This window comes from Micromonospora sp. NPDC005174 (genome assembly GCF_040608495.1).
Taxonomy (GTDB): domain Bacteria; phylum Actinomycetota; class Actinomycetes; order Mycobacteriales; family Micromonosporaceae; genus Micromonospora.
Genome location: NZ_JBEXIJ010000001.1, coordinates 38,997 through 58,607, shown reverse-complemented (window position 1 = coordinate 58,607; position 19,611 = coordinate 38,997). Strand labels below are relative to the sequence as shown.

Sequence of the window (19,611 nt, the reverse complement as noted above, 5' to 3'; positions counted from 1 at the left end):
ACGACCGCTACTCACTCCCGCTGTTCGGACGCAGAACTGGCAGCAGATAATTGTTGCCAACCCACTCGACGACGTCTACGACTACAGCGTCACCAAATCCGAATAGCTGTTGGTTTAGGGTGCCGGCAAGAAGCTTGTAGTCGTGGGCACCCATCAGGTTGGCATACTCGCGCGGCGTCATCCATCGGATCGCGCTACTGCCGTTACCCAACCGGATCAGCGCTTGTTTGCTTGATCCTCCCCCCGTAGTCCTGAGACACCCGGCAATGCTGTCCTTGCGCAGTTCCCACACTGCGACCCCTTGCCGCGTGCGGCGGTAGGCAGTCCTGTAGCTGATCGCGTCCGCCCCGACGAGAGCGTCGAAACGAGCCTTTTGAAGTTCGCTAAGAGAACCGATGAAAGCTGCTACGCGGTCCTCGGTCCACCATAGGTTGCCAGCGATTTCTGTCTCGACAAAGCCGTCCAAGTCCTGCGGCCCCTCTGGCAGAGCAGGGAGGCGCATGTAATGCATATCCAGCGTCTCACGGTGCTTCTTGTGGATGGCTTGCACCCATGCAGGTCGCACATCGCTGACCGGCGGAAGCTCCTGGCGCGCAGAGGCCGGCAGCTTGTCTTTCTGAATACCGATGATGAACATCCGCGGTCGAGACTGCGGCACAAAGTGCCGAGCGTCGATCGCGAGCACATCTAGTGAGTAGCCGAGCTTCGACAACCTGGTTAGAGCGGCGGCGAGGTCATTACCACCATGACTTGTAGCGAAACCGTGAACGTTCTCAAGGAGAACCACTGACGGTCGGGGCGACATTCCTTCGACGATCTTGGCAAACTCCCAGAACATCCCCGACTGCTCGCCAACCAAGCCACGCCTGTTACCGGCCAAAGAAAGGTCGATGCATGGGAAGCTGCTTGTTGCCAGCTCAATCCCTTGCGGCAGGTCCATAGCTTCGACTTGCCGGATATCCCGAACAATGAAGTGATCTTCAGCATCAGGAAAGTTGGCGGCGTAGGCATTGTACTTAGCCTGCTTGATATCGTTCGCCCACACAACCTGCACCTGAGCGCCCTTCACGCGCTCAAGAGCGGTTCGGACGAGTCCAATCCCAGCGAAAAATTCTGCTGCCCGGACGGGCGCGCTGTCCATGTTTCCCACCTCGCCCATCATCGCTGCAGCCTATAGGTGCCCGGGACGTAACCCCGAGCCGCGACACTCATCTGTGATGATTCGATCACCTGTTCGACTCCCCGTGACCGCTCGCGTGCCGAAAGTCGTTGTGCACAACGCCCGAGCTCGGCATGAACCTGACGTCCAGCCTGTGTTCCAGCGCCCCGGCAAGGCGAAGCAGGACCGGCAGGGTCGGCACGGTGCCCCCCGCTTCGAAGCGGGCCACTGCGGACTGGGTCATGCCTGCAGCTAGGGCCAGTTGACTCTGGCTCCAGCCGTGCCCCTCACGCAGTTGACGCACTTCCCGACCAAGCTCGAAGGCGATGCGCGTGGCCTCGTAGGTTCTTTCCGTCCTCGGATCGGACATCCGGCGTTCGCTGAGGTCACTCCAATCCAAGCGATCACTCATCGCTCTGCTCCTCGTCTACGATGCGCCGACACGGCTTGCTCACCCTGGAACACCGCGAGCCAGAACCGACTTATAGCGTCGATGCTATGGCTTGGATTGCTCTCGGGGAAGCCCGTTGGCGGCGTTTCGTCTATGAACTCAACCTCGGCACAGCTCCCTCGGTCGTGGTCGTCCGCTGGCCAGCCACAACCCGGGTTGCGGCCTTCCGCGTTTTCAGGGAGGGCGCGTTAGGTTGAAGACCATGGAACAGCGGATCACCCTCATCACTCTCGGAGTCGCGGACATTGCCCGCGCGAAGGCGTTCTACGAGCAGCTCGGCTGGCGAGGCCAGGAGGTCGAGGGGACGGTCTTCATCCAGGCCGGCGGCCTGGCCCTCGTCCTCTGGGGCCGTGACAAGCTGGCCGACGACGCGGGCATCGACGACTCGGGCACCGACGGCTTCGGCGGGGTGACCCTCGCCCAGAACGTCCGCTCCCGGGCTGAGGTCGACGAGGTGATCGCCACCGCGACCACGGCTGGCGCGACGGTGACCAAGCCAGCCCAGGAGACCTTCTACGGCGGCTACGCCGGCTACTTCGCCGACCCGGACGGTCACCTGTGGGAAATCGCCTGGAACCCCGGCTTCACCCTCGCGGAGGACGGCTCCCTCACCGTCCCCGACTTCAGCGCCATGGACTGAGCAGACAGCGGCACGAGAATCAGCGAAGACGCCGATCACGGCTCCGGGGACGGGCAGAGCAGCGAGTCCAGCACCGGCAGTTGAAGAGGGTCCAGACAGATGGCCAGCAACTCCGGATCCGGTGAGGGCGTAGCCGTCAGAGTCGGGGTCGGCGTCGGTGAGGCCGACGCGACGGGCGGCGTCGGCAGGGCTGACGCGGGCGGGTCCGTGCCGGGGACCGGCGTCGGCATCGGACTCGCCGACGGGGTCGGGACGACGGGCGGCGCGGCGGCCGGCGGCAGGGCCACCGCTACGACAGGGGGCACCACTGTAGAAGCATCTGCCGGGGCCGACGGCCGGACAGTCGAGGCGGGCGGGGTGGTCCATACGGCACTGACGGCCGAGCCCACCCGCGTCCTGGCCGGCATCGGCCCGACGGGACCGATCGGAACGAGGACCGCCCCAGCCCTCGGCAGGTCCATCGCGACGATCTCCGCCGAGGGCACCGGGCCGACGGGACCTGACGCTCCAGGGCCCAGAGCGCCCGGTCCGAGCGTCACGAACACCACTGCGGCGACGGCGGCAGCACTGACCGCCCGTCGGTCGGGGCGTACCGCCGTCAGCGGCGCGTCGTCGGGCCCCACCGACAGAGGAGGCGCGGGCGGGGTGGCCCGGTGGGCGTTCAGCAGCGCGTCGATCCGCGCGATGACGGCGGCGCGATCATCCACGGACGCTGCGAGGGTGAGATAGAAGCGGAAGTTCACCACGGCACCGGACGGGACCAGTAGCCCGTCCAGTCGGCCGCGGTCGGGCAGCAGGGTGACCGGCACGTCGGGGTGGTGGGCGGGGCCGATCAGGTCGTCGTACCGCCACTCACGCCGGTGCTCCCGACCGCCGAAGGCCACCCGTCGGCTGGTCACCACGGCCATGCCGGTGTCGACGGCCCGCAGGCCCGGCGGCAGCGCCTCGCAAGACGGCTCAGCGAAGGAACACAAGCCCGGTGTGGGTAGCCCGGGGACGTGTCGCGCCTCGGCCTCGACAAGCGTGGCGACGGGAAGGACGCGGAAGACGAGTTCGTCGTCGTCGAGCTCCACCGGTAGGCCGGTGCGGGGCTGCGTACACCCGAGGAAGCTGGCGGCTTCGATGCGGAGCCGGACCAGGTGGTCGTCGCGGCGCTGCCAGGCGTCGGTGGCGTGCCGGTACGCGCGCTGCCGGCGCTCGTTCTCGCGCTCGGCCCAGGCGGTCCGCCAGGGGACGTGGGCCACAGAGGTCACGGTCACACGCGTTACAACCGCTCACGTACGTGACAGGCAACGCGACCGGGATTGATGTATCCCGTTGCGCCCGAAAGGAGAGTATTGACGGGACGCAGCGCGTGCCCGCTGCCGGCGGCTGCTCCAGCAGGAAACCGGAACAGCCGCCGAGACAGCACTACGGCCGCAGCGAGGTGAAGAACTGCGTCAGTTCACCGGCCAGCAGATCGGGCTCCTCCAGCGGCATGAAGTGCCCGCCCCGGCCCGGTTCGCTCCAGTGCCGGATGTCGGTGCAGGCCCGCTCGGCGATCGAACGGGGAAAGTTCGCCTGCGAGGGTTCGGTGCTCACCGTGAACGCGGCGGGCACAGTGATGTCGGGTCGTGGCGTGTTGTGGTCGAAGTCGGCGTACTGCCGGAACGACGAGCCGATCGTGCCCGTCACCCAGTACAACGTGATGATGGTGAGCAGGGTGTCCCGGTCGATGCTGTTCGCCAGGTCACCGTGGTTGTCGCTCCAGTCCCGGTACTTGTCGACGAGCCACGCGGCCAGCCCGGCGGGTGAGTCGGCGAGCGCCGCCGCCAGGGTGTCCGGGCGGGTGCCCATGATGGCGCTGTAGCCGCCGTCGGTCTCGTCGTACGCGGCCTCGGCGTCCAGGAACGCCTGCTCGGCCGGCGACAGCGGATGCGCGTCGAAGCTGGCCGGGAACGGTGGATGGATCATGTGGATGCCGGCCACCTGCTCCGGGTAGAGGGCGCCGAGCCAACCGGTGACCACTCCCCCGACGTCGCCGCCGAAGGCGCCGTAGCGTTCGTAGCCGAGCACGTCGGTCATCAGCTCGTGCAGCGTCCGGGCCAGCAGCTCCCGGGTGACCGGCTCGTCCGGTGTCTCCGAGAAGCCGAAGCCGGGCAGTGAGGGCACCACCACGTCGAACGCGCCGCCGGGCCGGTCAGGGTCGGTCAGACGGTCGACCAGCGGCAGCATCTCGACGAAGCTGCTGGGCCAGCCGTGGCTGAGGATCAACGGCAACGGCGCGGGCGCGCCGGCCGGGCGCGCGGCCCGGACATGCAGGAAGTGCAGCTTGCGGCCGCCGACGACGGCCAGGTGCTGGGGGTACGCGTTGAGCTCGGCTTGGCGAGCTGACCAGTCGAACCCGTCGTGCCAGTAGGACACCAGGTCCCGCAGGTAGTCGGGATCGACGCCGCCCTGCCACGGTCGGGTGCCGCTGCGGTCGGTGAAGCGGGTACGGGCCAGTCGAGCCCGCAGGTCGTCGAGAACCGCAGCGGGAACGTCGATGCGGAACGAGGAGACAGACATTTGTCCTCCGGTGAAGGAGGGCGCTCCCCGACGCGAGAGGTCAGCTGAGGGGGACGGCCGAAAGGAGCGCCCAGGAATGACGATGGGTGGTCACCGGGCTCACCTCCTCTCATGGCTGACGACGATCACCCTACACAGGCCCGCGCCGCCGTCGGAGGTCCGGCGTTGGGACAAGGAAGCTGGCACGGCCCGGCGGTCAGCCCGCCCGCCGTCGGTACGGCTGTGGCCCTTGGGTCGGGAACCGCGACCGGGTACGCGGTGGGTACGCCTCGCAGTGTTCGGCCCAGTGCTCGGCGGCGGTGGCCAGGGCGTCCGCGGAGACGGTGAGGATCAGCGGGTAGATCGCCGTGGACGGGCGGCGCATCCACGGTGGCAGGGACTCGGCGGAGAACTCCACGATCAACTCCAGCCGGCGGCGGCGCAGCACCCGGCTGCGCACCGCCAGGTTGGGTTCGGTGAACCGGACCATCGCCGGCGGCGCGCTCAGCCCGAGGGCTGCGGTGGCCTGCCCGTGCAGCCAGCCACCGAGTGCGCGGGCCTCCTCGACCATGAGGCTCGGATAGTGGTGTGACCAGGTCTGACCGTCGGCGGTGCGGGCGTCCACCTCGATGAGCAGCCAGTCGTGCCAGCCGGGTGCGGCCGCGTCGAGGTCGTCGGGCGGGTCGACGCCGGGCTGGTAGCCGACCGGGCGGATCCGCACCCGGGCGCCGTCGTCGGAACGGATCTCCACTCAATCATTCTGACTGACCTGAACGAGCGTTCGGGTCAAAACGCGCTACTTCGTGACGGTCCGCCGGACGCCCTCATGCTGGGCGCACGCGTCCGCTCGCCCACCCGCGAGACTGACCGAGCCGTCCCGGCACTGCACCAGGTAGCCCCGGCCCGCCCAGAACTGCGGCACGCAGTCGAACCAGTCGCACACCTCGGCGGCCGGCTTGCGGATCCGCGTCCCGCCACAGAAGTCGTACCCCAGGGGGTTCTCCGGCGCCCCGCAGCGCGGCCCGGACGTCGCGCTGGGCGACGGGCGTGGCGACGGCTTCCGTCTCGGCGCGGTGGTGGCGGCGGGCGGCGGTATCGCCGGCCGCAGCAGCGCGGGGAACGCATTGCTGGTCGGTGCCGGCGTGGCCGCCACGGCGACCTCCGCGCCACGTGTCGGGTTCGACGGGTTCGAGTCGACAAGCGCCGCCGGTACCAGCAGCGCGACGGCCGCCGCCACCGCGATGGACCGACGACCACCGGGCACGAGCGAGGAGAGCCGGGCCTGCGCCGGCGTGGCCGCCGCCGGCCGGAACGGCTTGAGCTGCTCGTGTTCCGCGATCAGCTCGTCGAGCTGGGCGAGCACCGCGGCGCGCTGCTCGATCGAGTCGGCGAAGGCGAGCGTCAGCTTGAACCGGAAGTCCGCCGCCGCGTCGGTGGGCAGCAACAGCCCGGAGGTACGCCGCCGGTCCAGCACCTGGACGAGGCTCACCGGGGCTGCCGGGTCGTGGGCCAGACCGGTCATCCGGCCGTACGCCCAGTCGCGCCGGCCGCGCCCGCCGAGCAGCACCAACCGACGGCTGGTGATGACGGCCACGCCGGCGTCGGTGACGCGTACGCCGTCCGGCCGACGCGGACGCAGGGGCGCGGCCGGCACGGCGACCGTCAAATCGGGGGCGGGCAGCACGGTCGTGTGCCGCACCTCGACGAGCTGCGCGGCGGGCAGCGCCCACAGCACCACCTCGTCGTCGAGGAGTTCGAGTGGAAGGCCCGCGCCGGCCGCCGCGGAACCGTGGAAGTCGGCGGCCAGGGCACGCAGCCGCCGTAACTCGTCGTCGCGTCGCCGCCAGGCCGTCTCAGCGCCGCGGTACGTGCTGACCCGCCGCACGTTCTGCCGCTGCGCCCAGCGGTACCGCCATGTGGAACCCGTCGATTCAGTCTTTGCCACGCCGACTCCTTCGCCGCGCAGGCCACCAATCCGGGGTGCACTCGGATTAACAGTCGTGATGGTCCGCCGGGACACGCCAGGACGGGCGAACTATCCGAACGGTGGAGCAACCCGGACGATAGGGCGATACTGCCGCGTCGATTCACCTTCGCTCGTGTCGTGCGGGGTGGTCGCTGTCTCGGTAACGTCAGCCGCAGCCGGGTGGCGACGCCGCCGCACCGCCCGCACGAAGGGGGTGAGGGTCATGCCGCCGGACACCCTGCCCGGTGTGGTCGTCGGGGTCGACATCGGCACCACGAGCACCAAGACCATGGCGTACGACACCGACGGGCGGCTGCTCGCCAGCCACTGGGCCACGTACCCCCTCGACGACCCGCACCCCGGGTACGCCGAGCAGGACCCGGAGGTGATCCTCGCCGCCGTCGTCGAGTCGATCCGGATCGTGGTGGCCGAGCTGACCGTGCCGGTCGCCGGCCTGGCCTTCTGCTCCGCCATGCACAGCCTGATCGGGCTCGACGCGGCCGGCAACCCGCTCACGCCGTCGGTGACCTGGGCCGACTCCCGGGCCACCCGCCAGGCCGAACGGTTGCGGGCCGTGCCGTCCGGGCTGGCCCTGCACCGGCGCACGGGTACGCCCGTGCACCCGATGTCGCCGCTGCCCAAGCTGCTCTGGTACGCCGAGCAGGAGCCCAGGATCTTCGAACGCGTCGCGCACTGGGTCGGCATCAAGGAATGGGTGCTGCTGCGACTCTGCGACGCGCTGGTCGTCGACCACTCGATCGCCTCGGCCACCGGCCTGATGGACATCCACACCCTCGAATGGGACACCGAGGCGCTGACCGTCGCCGGCATCACCGAGGAGCAGTTGCCCCAACTGGTCGCCACCACCGCCGTCCTGCCCGGCCTCACCCCGCAGGCCGCCACCTCCCTCGGCCTACCTCAGCGCACCCCGGTGGTGGTCGGCGCGGGTGACGGACCGCTGGCCAACCTGGGTCTGGGCGCCGTGCACCCCGGCATCATGGCCTGCTCGATCGGCACCAGCGGCGCCCTGCGGGTCATGGTCGAACGCCCCAGCGTGGACCCGCTGGGCGGGGTGTTCTGCTACGCGCTGACCGAGGATCGCTGGGCGGTCGGCGGCGCGATCAACAACGGCGGCATCGTCCTCAAGTGGGCCGGCTCGGCGCTCGCGCCCGACCTGGGCGAGCAGTCCGAGGAGGAGCTGGTCGCCCTGGCGGCCCGCGCTCCGGCCGGCTCGGGCGGGCTCATCATGCTGCCGTACCTGCACAGCGAACGCGCCCCACACTGGAGTGCGCTGCCCCGCGGCGCGTACGTCGGGTTGACCCACGGGCATCGCCGCGAACACCTCGTCCGGGCCGCGATGGAGGGGGTCTGCCAACAGCTCGCGCTGGTGCTCACCTCCGTACGTGCCGCCGGCAACGAGGTCCGCGAGATCCGGGCCGGTGGCGGTTTCGCCCGCAGCGGCCTGTGGCGACAGATGCTCGCCGACGTGCTCGGCATGCCGGTGAGCTTCCCGGCCGGCCGCGAGGGGTCGAGCTTCGGCGCCGCGCTGCTCGGCATGCAGGCGTTGGGCCTGATCCCCAGCATCGACGTGGCGGCCGATCTGGTCCGCATCGACGAGGTCATCCGCCCCGACCCGGCAGCCGCCGCCACGTACGCCGCGCTGCTGCCCCTCTTCGCCGAGCTGTACGACGCGCTGGTGCCCACCTTCACGTCGATGCGTCGACTGGCGCCCGGCCTGCCCGCCGAACCGATGTAGGCCCTTCGGCCGGCCCACCCCCGGGCCGACCCCCACCGGAGAAGGTCGTGATCGCCGTGCACCCACCCCTCGTCGAACCGCTGACCGTCCTTGCCGCGCCGGCCGAGCCGGTCACCACGGCTGGCGACGGCCAACTCGTCCTCGCCGCGTTGCTCGGCATCGTCGCCGTGGTGCTGCTGATCGCCTGGGCAAAGGTCCACCCGTTCCTGTCGCTGATCCTCGGCGCGGCGGTGCTCGGCGTGGTCGCCAGCGTCGCGCCCGACAAGATGATCGCCTCGTTCACCGGTGGCGTCGGCACCACTGTCGGCGGTGTCGGGCTGCTGATCGCGCTGGGGGCCATGATCGGAGGGCTGCTCGCCGAGTCCGGCGGCGCGGACGGCATCGTCAACCGGGTCGTCGGCCGGGTGTCCGGTCGCGCGCTGCCCTGGGCGATGGCCGGGGTGGCGGCACTCATCGGGTTGCCGCTCTTCTTCGAGGTCGGCGTGGTGCTGCTGGTGCCGATCGTGCTGCTCGTCTCGATGCGGACCGACGTACCGCTGATGAAACTCGGCATCCCGGCGCTGGCCGGCCTGTCGGTGCTGCACGGCCTCGTGCCACCGCACCCCGGCCCACTGGTGGCGATCTCGTCGCTCGACGCCGACCTGGGCCTGACGCTCGGGCTGGGCCTGCTCGTCGCGATCCCCACGGTCATCATCTCGGGGCCGGTCTTCGGCAACCTCATCGCCCGGTACGTGCCGGCGACCGCACCCGCCGCGCTGCTGCCCACTCGCCGCGACGCCGACGGCGGCCAGGCCGCCCGCCCCGATGTGGACGGTGACCTGCTCACCGACGACGATCTCGTCAATCCGGGCGGCGGTCGACCGGGCGAGCCGGTGGACGACAGCGGCACGGAGACCGCCCGTCGTACCCCGGCGTTCTGGCCAGCGGTGATCACCGTGCTGCTGCCGGTGGTGCTGATGCTGCTCCGCGCGATCGGTGAGCTGACGCTGGACGAGGGCACGGCGGGCCGAAAGACGCTCGACATCACCGGTACGCCGATCGTGGCGCTGCTCGCCGGGGTGATCCTGGCGATGTTCACCCTCGGCTACCAGGCCGGTTTCAGCAGGTCCCAGGTCTCGTCGGTGCTCGGAGGTTCGCTGCCTCCAATCGCCGGCATCCTGCTGATCGTGGCGGCCGGCGGTGGATTCAAGCAGGTGCTGGTGGACGCCGGTGTGGGCAACCTGGTCGCCGACGCCGCCAAGGACGCCAACCTCTCCCCGCTGCTGCTGGGCTGGCTGGTAGCGGTCGGCATCCGGGTGGCCACCGGCTCGGCGACGGTCGCCACCATCACGGCGGCGGGCATCGTGGCACCGCTCGCGGCGACCCTGGACCGGCCCGGGGTGGCCCTGCTGGCGCTCGCCATCGGCTGTGGGTCGCTGTTCTTCTCACACGTCAACGACGCCGGTTTCTGGCTGGTCAAGGAGTACTTCGGCCTGACCGTCGGGCAGACCATCAAGAGCTGGTCGGTTATGGAGACGCTCATCTCGGTGATCGGCTTCGCCGGCGTACTCCTGCTCGACCTGGTGGTGTGACGGCGCGGACCCGGCTGTTCGGTGTTGAGCATGATGCCTCTGCGTCATCTTGATGCCGCTGAGGCATCACCCTTTCGGGGACGAGCCCTCCCGGACGGGTGACTGACGTCCCGGCAACCCCATCCGCCTCCCCCGCTTCTTATCGTGCAAACGTGAGGAAAAGCGACAAGAAGCGCTCATCTTCCCTGCTCGCGGCGGCGGTCGCGCTGGTCGTCGCCATGACGACCGGCCCGGCCACCGCCGACGGGCCGGGCGACGACGGACCGAGCGACGGGGGCGGGCGCAGCGACGAGCCGGGCGTGGAGCCCGCGCCGGAGCGGGCGCCGACCAGCGAGGTGTCCTGGCTGTCGTTCCCCGGCGGCGCGTTCGCGGTGGACTCGCTCGGGCACACCGTGCGCTACCGGGCCTGCGACGGCGACACCGGCCGGGTCGCCGACCCGGGCATGCGGGTCGCCGCCGGGGTGGCCAGCGGCGAGGTCACCGTCGACGGCCGGAGCTTCCGCTACCGGGTGCCGCTGGTCGGGCGCAGCACGGGCACGCTCGTGGTGTCCGGGCCGCAGGCCCAGCCGGTGGAGCTGCCCGGCGTCGTCGTCACCAGCCCGCAGCCGCCCACCGACCCGGCCGAGGGTGCCCGACTGTTCCCGCTCAGCGGGCAGCTCGCCAGGGTCGTCGCCGACGCCAGCCTCAACCCGGCCGGAGCCACCGTCCGGGACCTGTCCGGCCGGTACGGCGACCAGCAGGTCTCGGTCAACGGCGCGTTGCGCCCCAAGGCCGCGAGCGTCATCAAACTGTGGATCCTGGTCGAACTCCTGCGCCGCGTCGACTGTGGACAGGTAGCCCTCGACGACGGCGTGCTGGTCACCCCGGCCGACGTGGTGGGTGGCACCGGCCAGCTCCAGTTCGAGACGTTTCCGCAGGTTGTCACGCTGCACCGACTCGCCCAGTACCTGATCAAGTACAGCGACAACGTCGCCGCCAACGTACTGATCACCTACCTGGGTGGGTTCGCGCCGGTCAACGCGCTGATCGACTCGATGAACCAGCGCTCGACGATCCTGGCCCGGCGGATGCTCGACAGCGCGGCGGCGCAACGCGGCGAGGAGAACTACACCAGCCCGGACGACGTGGTGTCACTGCTCGGCGCGGTCTGGGACGGCGAGATCCTCACCCCGGCCTCCCGCGACCTGATGATCGGCTTCATGCGCGAACAGACCCTCAACACCAAGATCCCGGCGGCGCTGCCACCCGGCGTACCGGTGGCCCACAAGACCGGTGACCTGCCGGACGCCTCCCACGACGTCGGCTACTACCTGATCCCGGGCACGGAGACCGCCGTCGCGTTCCTCACCGCCGGGCCGATGGAGACCGGGGACGAGACCGTCCGCCGGATGGCCAGGACCGTCTACGACTTCCTGGTCACCCCATCCGGCGGAGCGGTCGAGGAGTGAACCGCCGTCAGGCCCGGCTGATCGCGTTGGCGTGGATCGCCTCGCTCACGTACGCGGCCAGCCCGGGGGCGATGTTCTCGAAGTACGCGGTGAACCGCTCGTCGGCCAGGTACATGTCGGCCAGCCCGATGTGCATCTCGTACGAGCACTCGTAGAACCAGCGGCTGATGAGCTGCCGGTGCTCCTCGGCCAGGTCCATCGCCTCCGGGCTGTCCGCCGGCACACCCGAGGTCAGCAGCGCCACGATCCGCCGACCCCAGTCCTCGTTCTCCGCCTTGTTCCGCAGCCAGTCGTCCTTGCTGTACCGCGCCACCCGCCGGTTCGACTCCCGGTACGCGTCGGTGTCGCCCCAACGCTGCTCCGCCTCGGCCTCGTACTCCTCCGGCCGGAAGTCACCGAAGACCTCGAACCGCTCCTCGGGTGTCAGTTGGATGTTCAACTTGCTCGCCTCCATCGCGAACTCGACCGCCGTGACCATCTCCTGCAACCGCTTGATCCGTACCGTCAGCAGCTCGTGCTGGCGGCGCAGGTGGGCGGCCGGGTCGGCCGCCGGGTCGTCGATGATCGCGGTGATCTCCTCAAGCGGGAAACCCAGCTCGCGGTAGTACAGGACGAGTTGCAACCGTTGCAGGTCCGCGTCGTCGTAACGGCGGTAACCCGTCGAGGTCCGGCCGCTCGGCGAGAGCAGACCGATCTCGTCGTAGTGGTGCAGCGTCCGTACCGTCACGCCGGCGATCCTCGCCACCTGACCCACCGTGTACGCCATGGTTCCCCTCCCTTCCGGGAACCAGGCTCCCGCCTGCCGTTACGTCAGGGTCAAGCCCAATTCTGGCCCACCGTGGCGGGGCTGTCCGGTCGCCCGTACAGATAGCCCTGGCCGCGCGGACAGCCGATGGCGGTGACCGCGTCGTGCTGGCGCTCGGTCTCCACCCCCTCGGCGATCACCGCCAGGTCGAACGCGCCGGCGAGCCGGGTGACCATCTCCACCGTGGCGTACGCCCGATCGTCCGACCCCAGCCGCGCCACGAACGAACGGTCGATCTTCAGCTCGGTGGCCGGGATGCGGTGCAGGTAGCTCAGCGACGAGTAGCCGGTGCCGAAGTCGTCGATGGCGATCTGGATGCCCAGCTCCCGCAGCTGGTGCAGCCGTTCCAACACCGAGTCGGTCCCCTCGATCAACGCCGACTCGGTCAGCTCCAGCGTCAACGCCCGTGGCGCCAATCCGGCGCTGGCGGTCGCCGCCGTGACAGTGGCGATCAGGTCCGGTCGGCGCAGGTGCGCCGCCGCGATGTTCACCGCGACAGTCGCCTCCGGCGCGCGTTCCCGCCACGTCGCCGCCGCCCGGCACGCCTCGTGGATCACCCAGCGGTCGATCGGGAGGATCAAGCCGGTCTCCTCGGCCAGCGGCAGGAACCTCGCCGGCGGCAACATCCCCAGGCGGGGGTGCCGCCAGCGCACCAGTGCCTCGGCGCTGCGCACCGCGCCGGTGGCCAGGTCGACGATCGGCTGGAACTCCAGGCGCAGTTGCTCCTCGTCGACGGCCCGGCGCAGGTCGGCGATCAGCTCGGCCCGGGACACGGCCGACTCGCGCAACGCCGGGGTGCACGTGCGGTACGCGGACTTACCGGCGGCCTTCGCCGCGTACATGGCGATGTCGGCGTCGCGCAGGAGGTCGCTGTGGGTGGCGTGCTGCGGCCCGTACTCGGCGATGCCGATGCTCGCCGACGGGTGCACGCCCACGCCCTCCTCTCCCTCGGAGGGGCGCAGAGCGTCCAGCAACCGTTCGGCGAGGCGCTCCGGGGACACCGGACGGTCCCCCTCGACAAGCACCGCGAACTCGTCGCCGCCGAGCCGGGCGATCGTGCCGTCACCGTCCACGGCAGCCCGCATCCGAGCCGCCAGCCCGGTCAGCAGGGTGTCACCGGTGGCATGCCCGAACCGGTCGTTGACCTGCTTGAACCCGTCGAGGTCGAGCAGCAGGACGGCCACCGGCCGGCCGTCGCGCAGAGCCAGACGCAGCAGTCGGTTGAACAGCAGCCGGTTCGGCAGGCCGGTGAGCTGGTCGCCGTACGCGAGCCGGCGCAGTCGCGCCACCAGGCGCAGATTCTCGTTGGCGGCCAACCCCTGACGCACCGCGAGGGCAGCGAGCAGCACCATCATGGTCACGAAGACCAGCGGCGGGGTCTGCCCGGTGGGCCGGCGGGCCAGCAGCACCGCGATGATCGCCCCACCGACCGGCAGGTACGGCAGCGCCACGCGCCACCACGGCGGCAGCGGAGACTCGGCGGCCTCGTCGATGCCGTCGCAGTCCGGCGGTGGAGGGCTTCCGGTGGCCAGGCCGATCAGGAGATAGCTCAGCGGCCAGCACAGGTCGATGGGGTGGCCGGCGACGTAGTCACCCCGGGCGACCAGCGAGACGTACACGACGTCGGCGACCACCCGGAGGGTGAGGCTCGCCGCGAGCAGGCGCATCGGCCGCCACAGCGGTCGTGCCGGGCCGGCCACCGCCACCAGGATGGTGAGCTGCATCAGTTCGAACATCGGAAAGAGGAGCCCCAGCGTGCGCGCCGGGTCGGCCAGCTCGGCGGACGCGACCCCGCGGAACACCAGCACCCACGCGACCGGCACCAGGGCCAGCGCGACGATCACGCCGTCCAGCAGCGTCCGCGCACGCCCGACCGCTGTCCGCGGCCCGGAGGGTGAGCTGAGCAGCGCGGCGGTGCCGGTGAGGATGCCGGCGGTGAAGACCACCCCGACCAGCGCGTTGTGCGGCAGGTCGCCACCGGCGAGCCGCTGCACCGTCCAGATCGCCCGACCCGACGCGGCGAGCGCCATGGTGACGGCGAGCAGGGTCCAGAACCTACGCAGTGGGGCCGGATGTCGACGGGCGACGGTCACGCAGGCGACTGTCGCCCAGCCGGCCACCAGCAGCGCGCCCACGTCGCTGACCAACGCGGCGCCGGGGAGCGCGGCGGCCAGCCAGCCCGCCTCGACGGCCAGGGCCGCAACCGCGACGATCGGGCCGGCGGGCTTGAGCTGCCCCACAGCCTGCTTCACGTCCTGTCGCGACACGGTCGCTCCGGCTCCTGGTCGTGTGTGCACAATCGGTCGGACCGGTCCACGGCAAACCCCGAAAGCCTAGCCACCGCACGGATACGCCGCCAGGGCCGAACATCCAGGTCGGTGCGGCCTCCCCGGGCGATCATCGCGGCGTGAGTCGTTGGCGGAGCGAGGGATCAGGTCAGCGGCCGGCGGAGCGGTTCCAGGGTGAGCGGGGCAACGCGGTCCCGGCCAGGGGTCGACGCACGGGTCGGCGTCGTCGCCGGCCCGGAGTGCACGGCGGGCGGGCGGCGGTGTGCACCACGGCCTCGTCCGACGACGGTCGGCCGATCAGCCAGCACAGGAAGCGGGCCATCTGCGACTCAGCCGACCGGGAGACGCTGGGCGTCGGACTTGGCGATCTCGTACTCGGCTCCGCAGAACGTGCACTGCTGCGCGTACCGGGTACGGATCGGGATGAGCGGAATGAAGAAGAGGGTGAACTTGGTCGACCGGCGGGTGATCACCTGCGCGGCGTGGTTACCGCAGTGGCGGCAGACCTCCTGCACGACACCGGACCGGTCGACCTTGGTACGCAGACCAAAGATGAGGAACATCGCCCGGCAGTACCCACTCCACCCCGAAAAGTCACCGAACCCGCCCCACGGGCTGCAAGATCCGCACAAGTACAGGGAAACTGCTGCCTCCAGACAGCCTGAGGCAGCAGTTTCCCTGATGTTGTCCGGATCTTGGACCCTGCCCGATGATCGAGCACGATCACGGCGGGGCGGTCAGAGGGTGGGCTGGGGCTCCAGTCCGGGGACCTCCTCGGCGAGCCAGATCGGCTGCCAGGCCGTCATCTCGTGGAATCGGCGCAGCTCGAACAGCCCGGCCACCGAGCCGGACCAGGCGGCGTACGGCGGGTTGGTCTCGTCGAAGCCGCTCTGCACGAAGGTGAGCGTGGTGCGACCGCCGGATTCGGCGAGCTCCCAGCTCGTGACGCCGGTCGGTCCCCAGTCGACGGACATCCTCCGGCCGGGCTCCAGGTCGACGATCTTGGCGGCGTATCCATGCTCGAAGCCGCCCATGGCGTACCGGCCGCCGACCCACGGCTCGATCCCGATCGGATAGCCGAACCAGGCGCTGGCCTGCTCGGAGTCGGTCAGGGACTCCCACACCTTGTCGGCGGGTGCGGCGATGACCAGCTCACCGCGCAGGTCGGCGGAGGTGAAGTCGGTGCGCGGCAGCAGCGGCCTGCCTTCCAGGTGCGCGGCCAGGTTGGCGATGGACAGCGCCCAGTACGTCTGGAGCACGCCCCGGATGCTGGAACCGCTCATCGCCTCGGCGAAGTCGAAGTGGCTCTGCGTCAGCGTGAGCACCGTGGCGTCCGGGCCGTCCTCGGCGAGCTGGAACCCGGTGGTGGTCTCGACCCCGTCGAGCAGCCAGGCGAAGCGCAGCGTGTCGTCGTCGGCGTGCAGCAGACGCTGATGCGGGGCGTCGCCCTCGGGCGTGTAGCGACCCCAGAACTCGTACCGCTCGGGCAGCTCGACCTCGGCGTGCTCGGCCAGCCAGAGGCGCAGCTCGGCCGGGTCGGTCAGGGCCTGGCGGACGCGCTCCACGGGCGCGGAGAGACGGGCTTGCACCTTCAACGGCTCACTCATTGTCGTTCCCTTTCGGATAGCAGGCGACGGCCAGCTTGAAGGCATCTCCTTCGCTGCCGCCGTAGCGGGTGAACAGGTCCTGAAGTGCGGTTTGCAGGTCGTGCAGGAATTCCTGTCGCCGCTCGGCGGGCACCCGGATCTCGCCGGACACGCCGATCGAGGGCAGCTCGGGCACCGTCCGGTCCAGGGCGGCGACGTCGGCCTGGACCTCCTCCATCAGGTCGAGCAGGTAGCCCAGGCTCAGCTCGTCACGGGCGCGGCGCAGCCCGATGCGCCCGACCAGCCGTGGTGAGAGCCAGTAGGACCGGGCGGCGGCCTGGTAGATGCCCTCGGTGATGCCCCGGACCTTGCGCTCGTTGACCAGCTCGACCAGGCCGGCCGCGACGAGCTGCTTGACGTGGTAGTAGACGCGCTGTGGCGTCTGGTCGAGTCGGGCCGCGACCTCGGTGCAGGTGCGGGGTTCGGCCAGCTGCCGCAGCACTTCCACGCGCTGCGGCTTGAGCAGGACCTCGGCCTGCTCGATCTGCTCCAGGTACAGGACGTCTCTCATGGCAAAATCAGTTTGTACGTACAAAACTTGTTTGTCAATCGCTTCGCGAGAAGCCGCGCCGACTTTCTCGACGCGGCTTCAGGCGACGTTCAGCAGATGATCAGGGCAACCAGTCGGGTCGCAGCGGGTAGCCGTTCACACCGTCCGGGCCGTTGTGGGTGGCCAGCACCTGGTGCAGCTGGATGCCGTTGCGCTCGAACGCCATCCGCGAGCCGGCCATGTAGAGACCCCACACCCGGGCGGTCCCCGCGCCCACCTCGGAGACGCAGAAGTCCCAGTGCTCCACCAGGTTGCGACACCAGGCCGCGAGCGTCAGCGCGTAGTGCTGGCGCAGGTTCTCCTCGTGGTGCACCTCCAACCCGGCGTCGTGCACCTCGCTGATCAGCCGACCCGGGCCGGCCAGCTCGCCGTCCGGGAACACGTACCTGTCGATGAACGCGCCCGAGCGGTGCGGCGCCCGGTTGTCGGCCCGCGTGATGGTGTGGTTCAGCAACCGCCCGCCCGTGCGCAGCCGCGACCGCAGCGCGCCGAAGTAGGACGGGTAGTTGCGCACCCCGATGTGCTCGGTCAGCCCGATCGAGGAGATGGCGTCGAACTGCTCCGCCGGCGCGTCCCGGTAGTCCAGGTACCGCACCTCGGCCAGCTCGGTCAGACCCTCCCGCTCGATCGCGGCCTGCGCCCACTGCGCCTGCGCCTTCGACAGGGTCACCCCGAGCGCCTTGACGCCGTACTCGCGCGCGGCGTGCCGGACCATGCCGCCCCAGCCGCAGCCCACGTCCAGCAGCCGCATGCCCTTCTTCAGCGCGAGCTTGCCGGCGACCAGGTCGTACTTCGCCGACTGGGCCTGCTCCAGGGTGTCGTCCGGGGAGCGGTACACCGCGCAGGTGTACGTCATCGACGGGCCGAGCACCTTCTCGTAGAAGGCGTTCGAGACGTCGTAGTGGTGCGAGATCGCCGTACTGTCGCGGACCCGGGAGTGCCGCAGCCCGTTCACCACCCGCTTCCAGCGCGGCTGGGCCTCCTGCGGCGGGGCCGGCGGCGGCAGCAGTCGCTCCCAGCCCAGCCCCCGCACCAGCGCCACGCCGTCGGCCACCGACGGTGGGCGCAGCCGCAGCTCGTCCTTGAGCACCCGCAGCGCCTCGTACGGGTCACCCGGGTGCACCCCCTGCAACGCCAGGTCGCCGCTGACGTACGCCCGGGCCATGCCCAGGTCGCCGGGGGCCGTGAGCAGGTACGACAGTCCCCGCTCGGAACGGATCGACAGGGTGATGCCGGCATCGGTCGGCCCGACGGCGCTGCCGTCGTACCCGACGATGCGGATCGGCAACGGCCCGCCGGTGACCGCGCGGACGACATCCGCGACGGTCGGACCGGTGCGCCGGCCCCCCGCCGGCGGGGTGGCGGGGACGCTCGCCGCCCCCTGATCTCGGTCGGTCAGGCTCATGCTCGTGCTACCGCCTTCTCGTACAGTCCCGTCAGCCGGTGGTCCGGGTCGTAGCGGTCCTTCACCGCGCGCCAGGTCTCGCCGCCGTAGAGGCGATCGAAGGCGTCCCGGTCGTAGTACGCGTCGGAGTAGAGCGACTTGTGCCCGCCCAACTCCGACACCCTGCGCTCGATCGTGCGGTTGACGTCGCCGTCGGCGGCGCCGGGCGCGATCGGCACACTCCCCCAGAACCCGATGTTGACGTAGTCCTGCCCCGCGTGGAGCGGATACAGCGGCCACGACCGCGCGGAACCGGGACCCTCCGGCTCGCGCAACCGCAACGGGCAGAGCCACACCGGGGTCATCCCCACGCTGGCCGAGAACCAACGCAGGAAGTCGGCCATCCGGTCCAGCGGGATCTCCACGTCCTGCACGACCCGTTCCCGGGCCGGCTGGCCGCGCAGCCGGTCGATCCGGGCCGCCACCTGGTGCCGGTGTTCGAGGCGGACCAGTCGGTGGTAGACGTCGCTGCGCCGGTAACGCGCCGGCCAGAGCCTGCGCACGACCGGATGCTGCGCCCCGAACGCCGCGGAGCACCAGAACCAGTCGGTGTCCCAGCGCCACAGATAGTCGTACGCGGTCAGCACGTCGCGGGTGCGCTGACGCAGCGACCGGTAGTAGATCTCCTGGCCGGTGTAGTCGCTGGGCGGGTCGGCCGTGTCGGTGAAGGTACCCAGCACCAGGTACGCCTCATCGGGGCTGAACATCACGCCGTCCAGCGCGTCGACCGGCTCGCCGGCCCAGGATCGGGTGGCGGTCACCTCGGCGATCGCGTCGGTGAGCGCCTCCAGCTGGGTGAACCGGATGTTGCGCAACGCCACGTACCGCCCGACCGGTTGCAGCTCGATGCGCAGCCGGGTGGCGTAGCCGAGGCTGCCCAGCGAGTTGGGGAACGCGCGGAACAGATCGGCGTGCTCCCCGTCCGGTCGGGCGCTGACGATCGCGCCGGAGCCGGTCAGGATGTCCATCTCGCGTACGGACTCGTGGGGCAGGCCGTTGCGGAAGGACGTCGACTCGATCCCGAGGCCGGTCACCGCGCCGCCCAGGGTGATCGTGCGCAGTTGCGGCACCACCAACGGCATCAGCCCGTGCGGCAGCGTGGCGTCGACCAGGTCCTCGTACGTGCACATGCCCTGCACGTCGGCGGTACGCCCGGTCTCGTCGACCGAGAGCACTCCGTTCAGGCCACTCACGTCGAGGCCCGGAGTGCGGGGAGCGGATCGGGGACGGAACAGGTTGGAGGTGCGTTTGGCCAGCCGGACAGGCTCGCCCGTGGGCACCGCGGCGTACGACCGCCGCAACGTGTCCACCGCTTGATCATGGTCAATGGGGTGATCCACACGCTCAGCGCGCATGTGATC

Annotated in this window: 17 protein-coding genes; 4 read left to right on the top strand and 13 right to left on the bottom strand. The window is 70.3% G+C overall.

The genetic code is table 11. The annotated features are described in order from the left end of the window. Positions 1-7: 7 nt before the first annotated feature. A complete protein-coding gene (dcm, locus tag ABZU91_RS00270) occupies positions 8-1,162 on the bottom strand; it encodes a DNA (cytosine-5-)-methyltransferase (RefSeq protein WP_355232763.1) in 1,155 nt (384 codons plus the stop codon). A gap of 64 nt (positions 1,163-1,226) precedes the next feature. Next, positions 1,227-1,571, bottom strand: a complete 345-nt coding sequence (locus ABZU91_RS00265) for a helix-turn-helix transcriptional regulator (RefSeq protein ID WP_355232762.1) — start codon at positions 1,569-1,571, stop codon at positions 1,227-1,229. Positions 1,572-1,812: 241 nt separating this feature from the next. Here ABZU91_RS00265 and ABZU91_RS00260 point away from each other — a divergent pair, with 241 nt between their 5' ends. After that, positions 1,813-2,250: a VOC family protein gene (locus ABZU91_RS00260; protein WP_355232761.1), complete on the top strand. Its 438-nt coding sequence runs from the start codon at positions 1,813-1,815 to the stop codon at positions 2,248-2,250. A 35-nt stretch (positions 2,251-2,285) separates the two neighbouring features. Here the strand turns inward: ABZU91_RS00260 and ABZU91_RS00255 are convergent, their stop codons facing one another. The 4 genes from ABZU91_RS00255 to ABZU91_RS00240 all read right to left on the bottom strand — a co-directional run bounded on the left by ABZU91_RS00255 (position 2,286) and on the right by ABZU91_RS00240 (position 6,721). After that, the gene (locus tag ABZU91_RS00255; RefSeq protein ID WP_355232760.1) at positions 2,286-3,503 is read right to left on the bottom strand and encodes a hypothetical protein; all 1,218 of its coding nucleotides are present in this window, start codon (positions 3,501-3,503) and stop codon (positions 2,286-2,288) included. A gap of 157 nt (positions 3,504-3,660) precedes the next feature. Further along, complete coding sequence (locus tag ABZU91_RS00250) at positions 3,661-4,797, bottom strand: epoxide hydrolase family protein (protein ID WP_355232759.1); 1,137 nt, start codon at positions 4,795-4,797, stop codon at positions 3,661-3,663. 196 nt (positions 4,798-4,993) lie between these two features. Further along, positions 4,994-5,527, bottom strand: a complete 534-nt coding sequence (locus ABZU91_RS00245) for a hypothetical protein (protein WP_355232758.1) — start codon at positions 5,525-5,527, stop codon at positions 4,994-4,996. A gap of 45 nt (positions 5,528-5,572) precedes the next feature. Beyond that, the gene (locus ABZU91_RS00240; RefSeq protein ID WP_355232757.1) at positions 5,573-6,721 is read right to left on the bottom strand and encodes a hypothetical protein; all 1,149 of its coding nucleotides are present in this window, start codon (positions 6,719-6,721) and stop codon (positions 5,573-5,575) included. 244 nt (positions 6,722-6,965) lie between these two features. On the opposite strand from ABZU91_RS00240, the gene ABZU91_RS00235 reads away from it, so the two are divergent. The 3 genes from ABZU91_RS00235 (at position 6,966) to ABZU91_RS00225 (ending at position 11,517) form a co-directional block, all read left to right on the top strand. Continuing rightward, a complete protein-coding gene (locus ABZU91_RS00235) occupies positions 6,966-8,498 on the top strand; it encodes a gluconokinase (RefSeq protein WP_355232756.1) in 1,533 nt (510 codons plus the stop codon). 56 nt (positions 8,499-8,554) lie between these two features. Continuing rightward, positions 8,555-10,069 carry an SLC13 family permease gene (locus ABZU91_RS00230; protein ID WP_355233074.1) on the top strand — a complete coding sequence of 505 codons (1,515 nt, stop codon included), beginning with the start codon at positions 8,555-8,557 and terminating at the stop codon, positions 10,067-10,069. A 152-nt stretch (positions 10,070-10,221) separates the two neighbouring features. Beyond that, complete coding sequence (locus ABZU91_RS00225; protein ID WP_355232755.1) at positions 10,222-11,517, top strand: serine hydrolase; 1,296 nt, start codon at positions 10,222-10,224, stop codon at positions 11,515-11,517. Positions 11,518-11,524: 7 nt separating this feature from the next. Here the strand turns inward: ABZU91_RS00225 and ABZU91_RS00220 are convergent, their stop codons facing one another. The 7 genes from ABZU91_RS00220 to ABZU91_RS00190 all read right to left on the bottom strand — a co-directional run bounded on the left by ABZU91_RS00220 (position 11,525) and on the right by ABZU91_RS00190 (position 19,605). After that, complete coding sequence (locus ABZU91_RS00220) at positions 11,525-12,283, bottom strand: MerR family transcriptional regulator (protein WP_355232754.1); 759 nt, start codon at positions 12,281-12,283, stop codon at positions 11,525-11,527. 50 nt (positions 12,284-12,333) lie between these two features. Beyond that, positions 12,334-14,574, bottom strand: coding sequence for an EAL domain-containing protein (locus tag ABZU91_RS00215; RefSeq protein ID WP_355232753.1), 2,241 nt, complete (start codon positions 14,572-14,574; stop codon positions 12,334-12,336). Positions 14,575-14,939: 365 nt separating this feature from the next. Beyond that, positions 14,940-15,173, bottom strand: a complete 234-nt coding sequence (locus ABZU91_RS00210) for a zinc-ribbon domain-containing protein (RefSeq protein ID WP_355232752.1) — start codon at positions 15,171-15,173, stop codon at positions 14,940-14,942. A gap of 174 nt (positions 15,174-15,347) precedes the next feature. Continuing rightward, positions 15,348-16,217 carry an SRPBCC family protein gene (locus ABZU91_RS00205; protein WP_355232751.1) on the bottom strand — a complete coding sequence of 290 codons (870 nt, stop codon included), beginning with the start codon at positions 16,215-16,217 and terminating at the stop codon, positions 15,348-15,350. Next, entirely contained in the window at positions 16,210-16,767 is a 558-nt protein-coding gene (locus tag ABZU91_RS00200) for a helix-turn-helix domain-containing protein (protein WP_355232750.1), read from the bottom strand. Before ABZU91_RS00200 ends, ABZU91_RS00205 begins: the two co-directional genes overlap by 8 nt. A 100-nt stretch (positions 16,768-16,867) precedes the next feature. Then, positions 16,868-18,211, bottom strand: coding sequence for a class I SAM-dependent methyltransferase (locus ABZU91_RS00195; protein ID WP_355232749.1), 1,344 nt, complete (start codon positions 18,209-18,211; stop codon positions 16,868-16,870). Next, on the bottom strand, positions 18,208-19,605 hold the full coding sequence (locus ABZU91_RS00190; protein WP_355232748.1) for an FAD-binding oxidoreductase: 1,398 nt from the start codon (positions 19,603-19,605) through the stop codon (positions 18,208-18,210). The genes ABZU91_RS00195 and ABZU91_RS00190 overlap by 4 nt, the downstream gene beginning before the upstream one ends. Positions 19,606-19,611: the final 6 nt, after the last annotated feature.

What these genes read in the sequence shown, in the direction of transcription:
- dcm (WP_355232763.1), bottom strand. Translation starts at nt 1,162, where the DNA reads ATGATGGGCGAGGTGGGAAACATGGACAGCGCGCCCGTCCGGGCAGCA.
- ABZU91_RS00265 (WP_355232762.1), bottom strand. Translation starts at nt 1,571, where the DNA reads ATGAGTGATCGCTTGGATTGGAGTGACCTCAGCGAACGCCGGATGTCC.
- ABZU91_RS00260 (WP_355232761.1), top strand. Translation starts at nt 1,813, where the DNA reads ATGGAACAGCGGATCACCCTCATCACTCTCGGAGTCGCGGACATTGCC.
- ABZU91_RS00250 (WP_355232759.1), bottom strand. Translation starts at nt 4,797, where the DNA reads ATGTCTGTCTCCTCGTTCCGCATCGACGTTCCCGCTGCGGTTCTCGAC.
- ABZU91_RS00235 (WP_355232756.1), top strand. Translation starts at nt 6,966, where the DNA reads ATGCCGCCGGACACCCTGCCCGGTGTGGTCGTCGGGGTCGACATCGGC.
- ABZU91_RS00220 (WP_355232754.1), bottom strand. Translation starts at nt 12,283, where the DNA reads ATGGCGTACACGGTGGGTCAGGTGGCGAGGATCGCCGGCGTGACGGTA.
- ABZU91_RS00210 (WP_355232752.1), bottom strand. Translation starts at nt 15,173, where the DNA reads ATGTTCCTCATCTTTGGTCTGCGTACCAAGGTCGACCGGTCCGGTGTC.
- ABZU91_RS00205 (WP_355232751.1), bottom strand. Translation starts at nt 16,217, where the DNA reads ATGAGTGAGCCGTTGAAGGTGCAAGCCCGTCTCTCCGCGCCCGTGGAG.
- ABZU91_RS00200 (WP_355232750.1), bottom strand. Translation starts at nt 16,767, where the DNA reads ATGAGAGACGTCCTGTACCTGGAGCAGATCGAGCAGGCCGAGGTCCTG.
- ABZU91_RS00195 (WP_355232749.1), bottom strand. Translation starts at nt 18,211, where the DNA reads ATGAGCCTGACCGACCGAGATCAGGGGGCGGCGAGCGTCCCCGCCACC.
- ABZU91_RS00190 (WP_355232748.1), bottom strand. Translation starts at nt 19,605, where the DNA reads ATGCGCGCTGAGCGTGTGGATCACCCCATTGACCATGATCAAGCGGTG.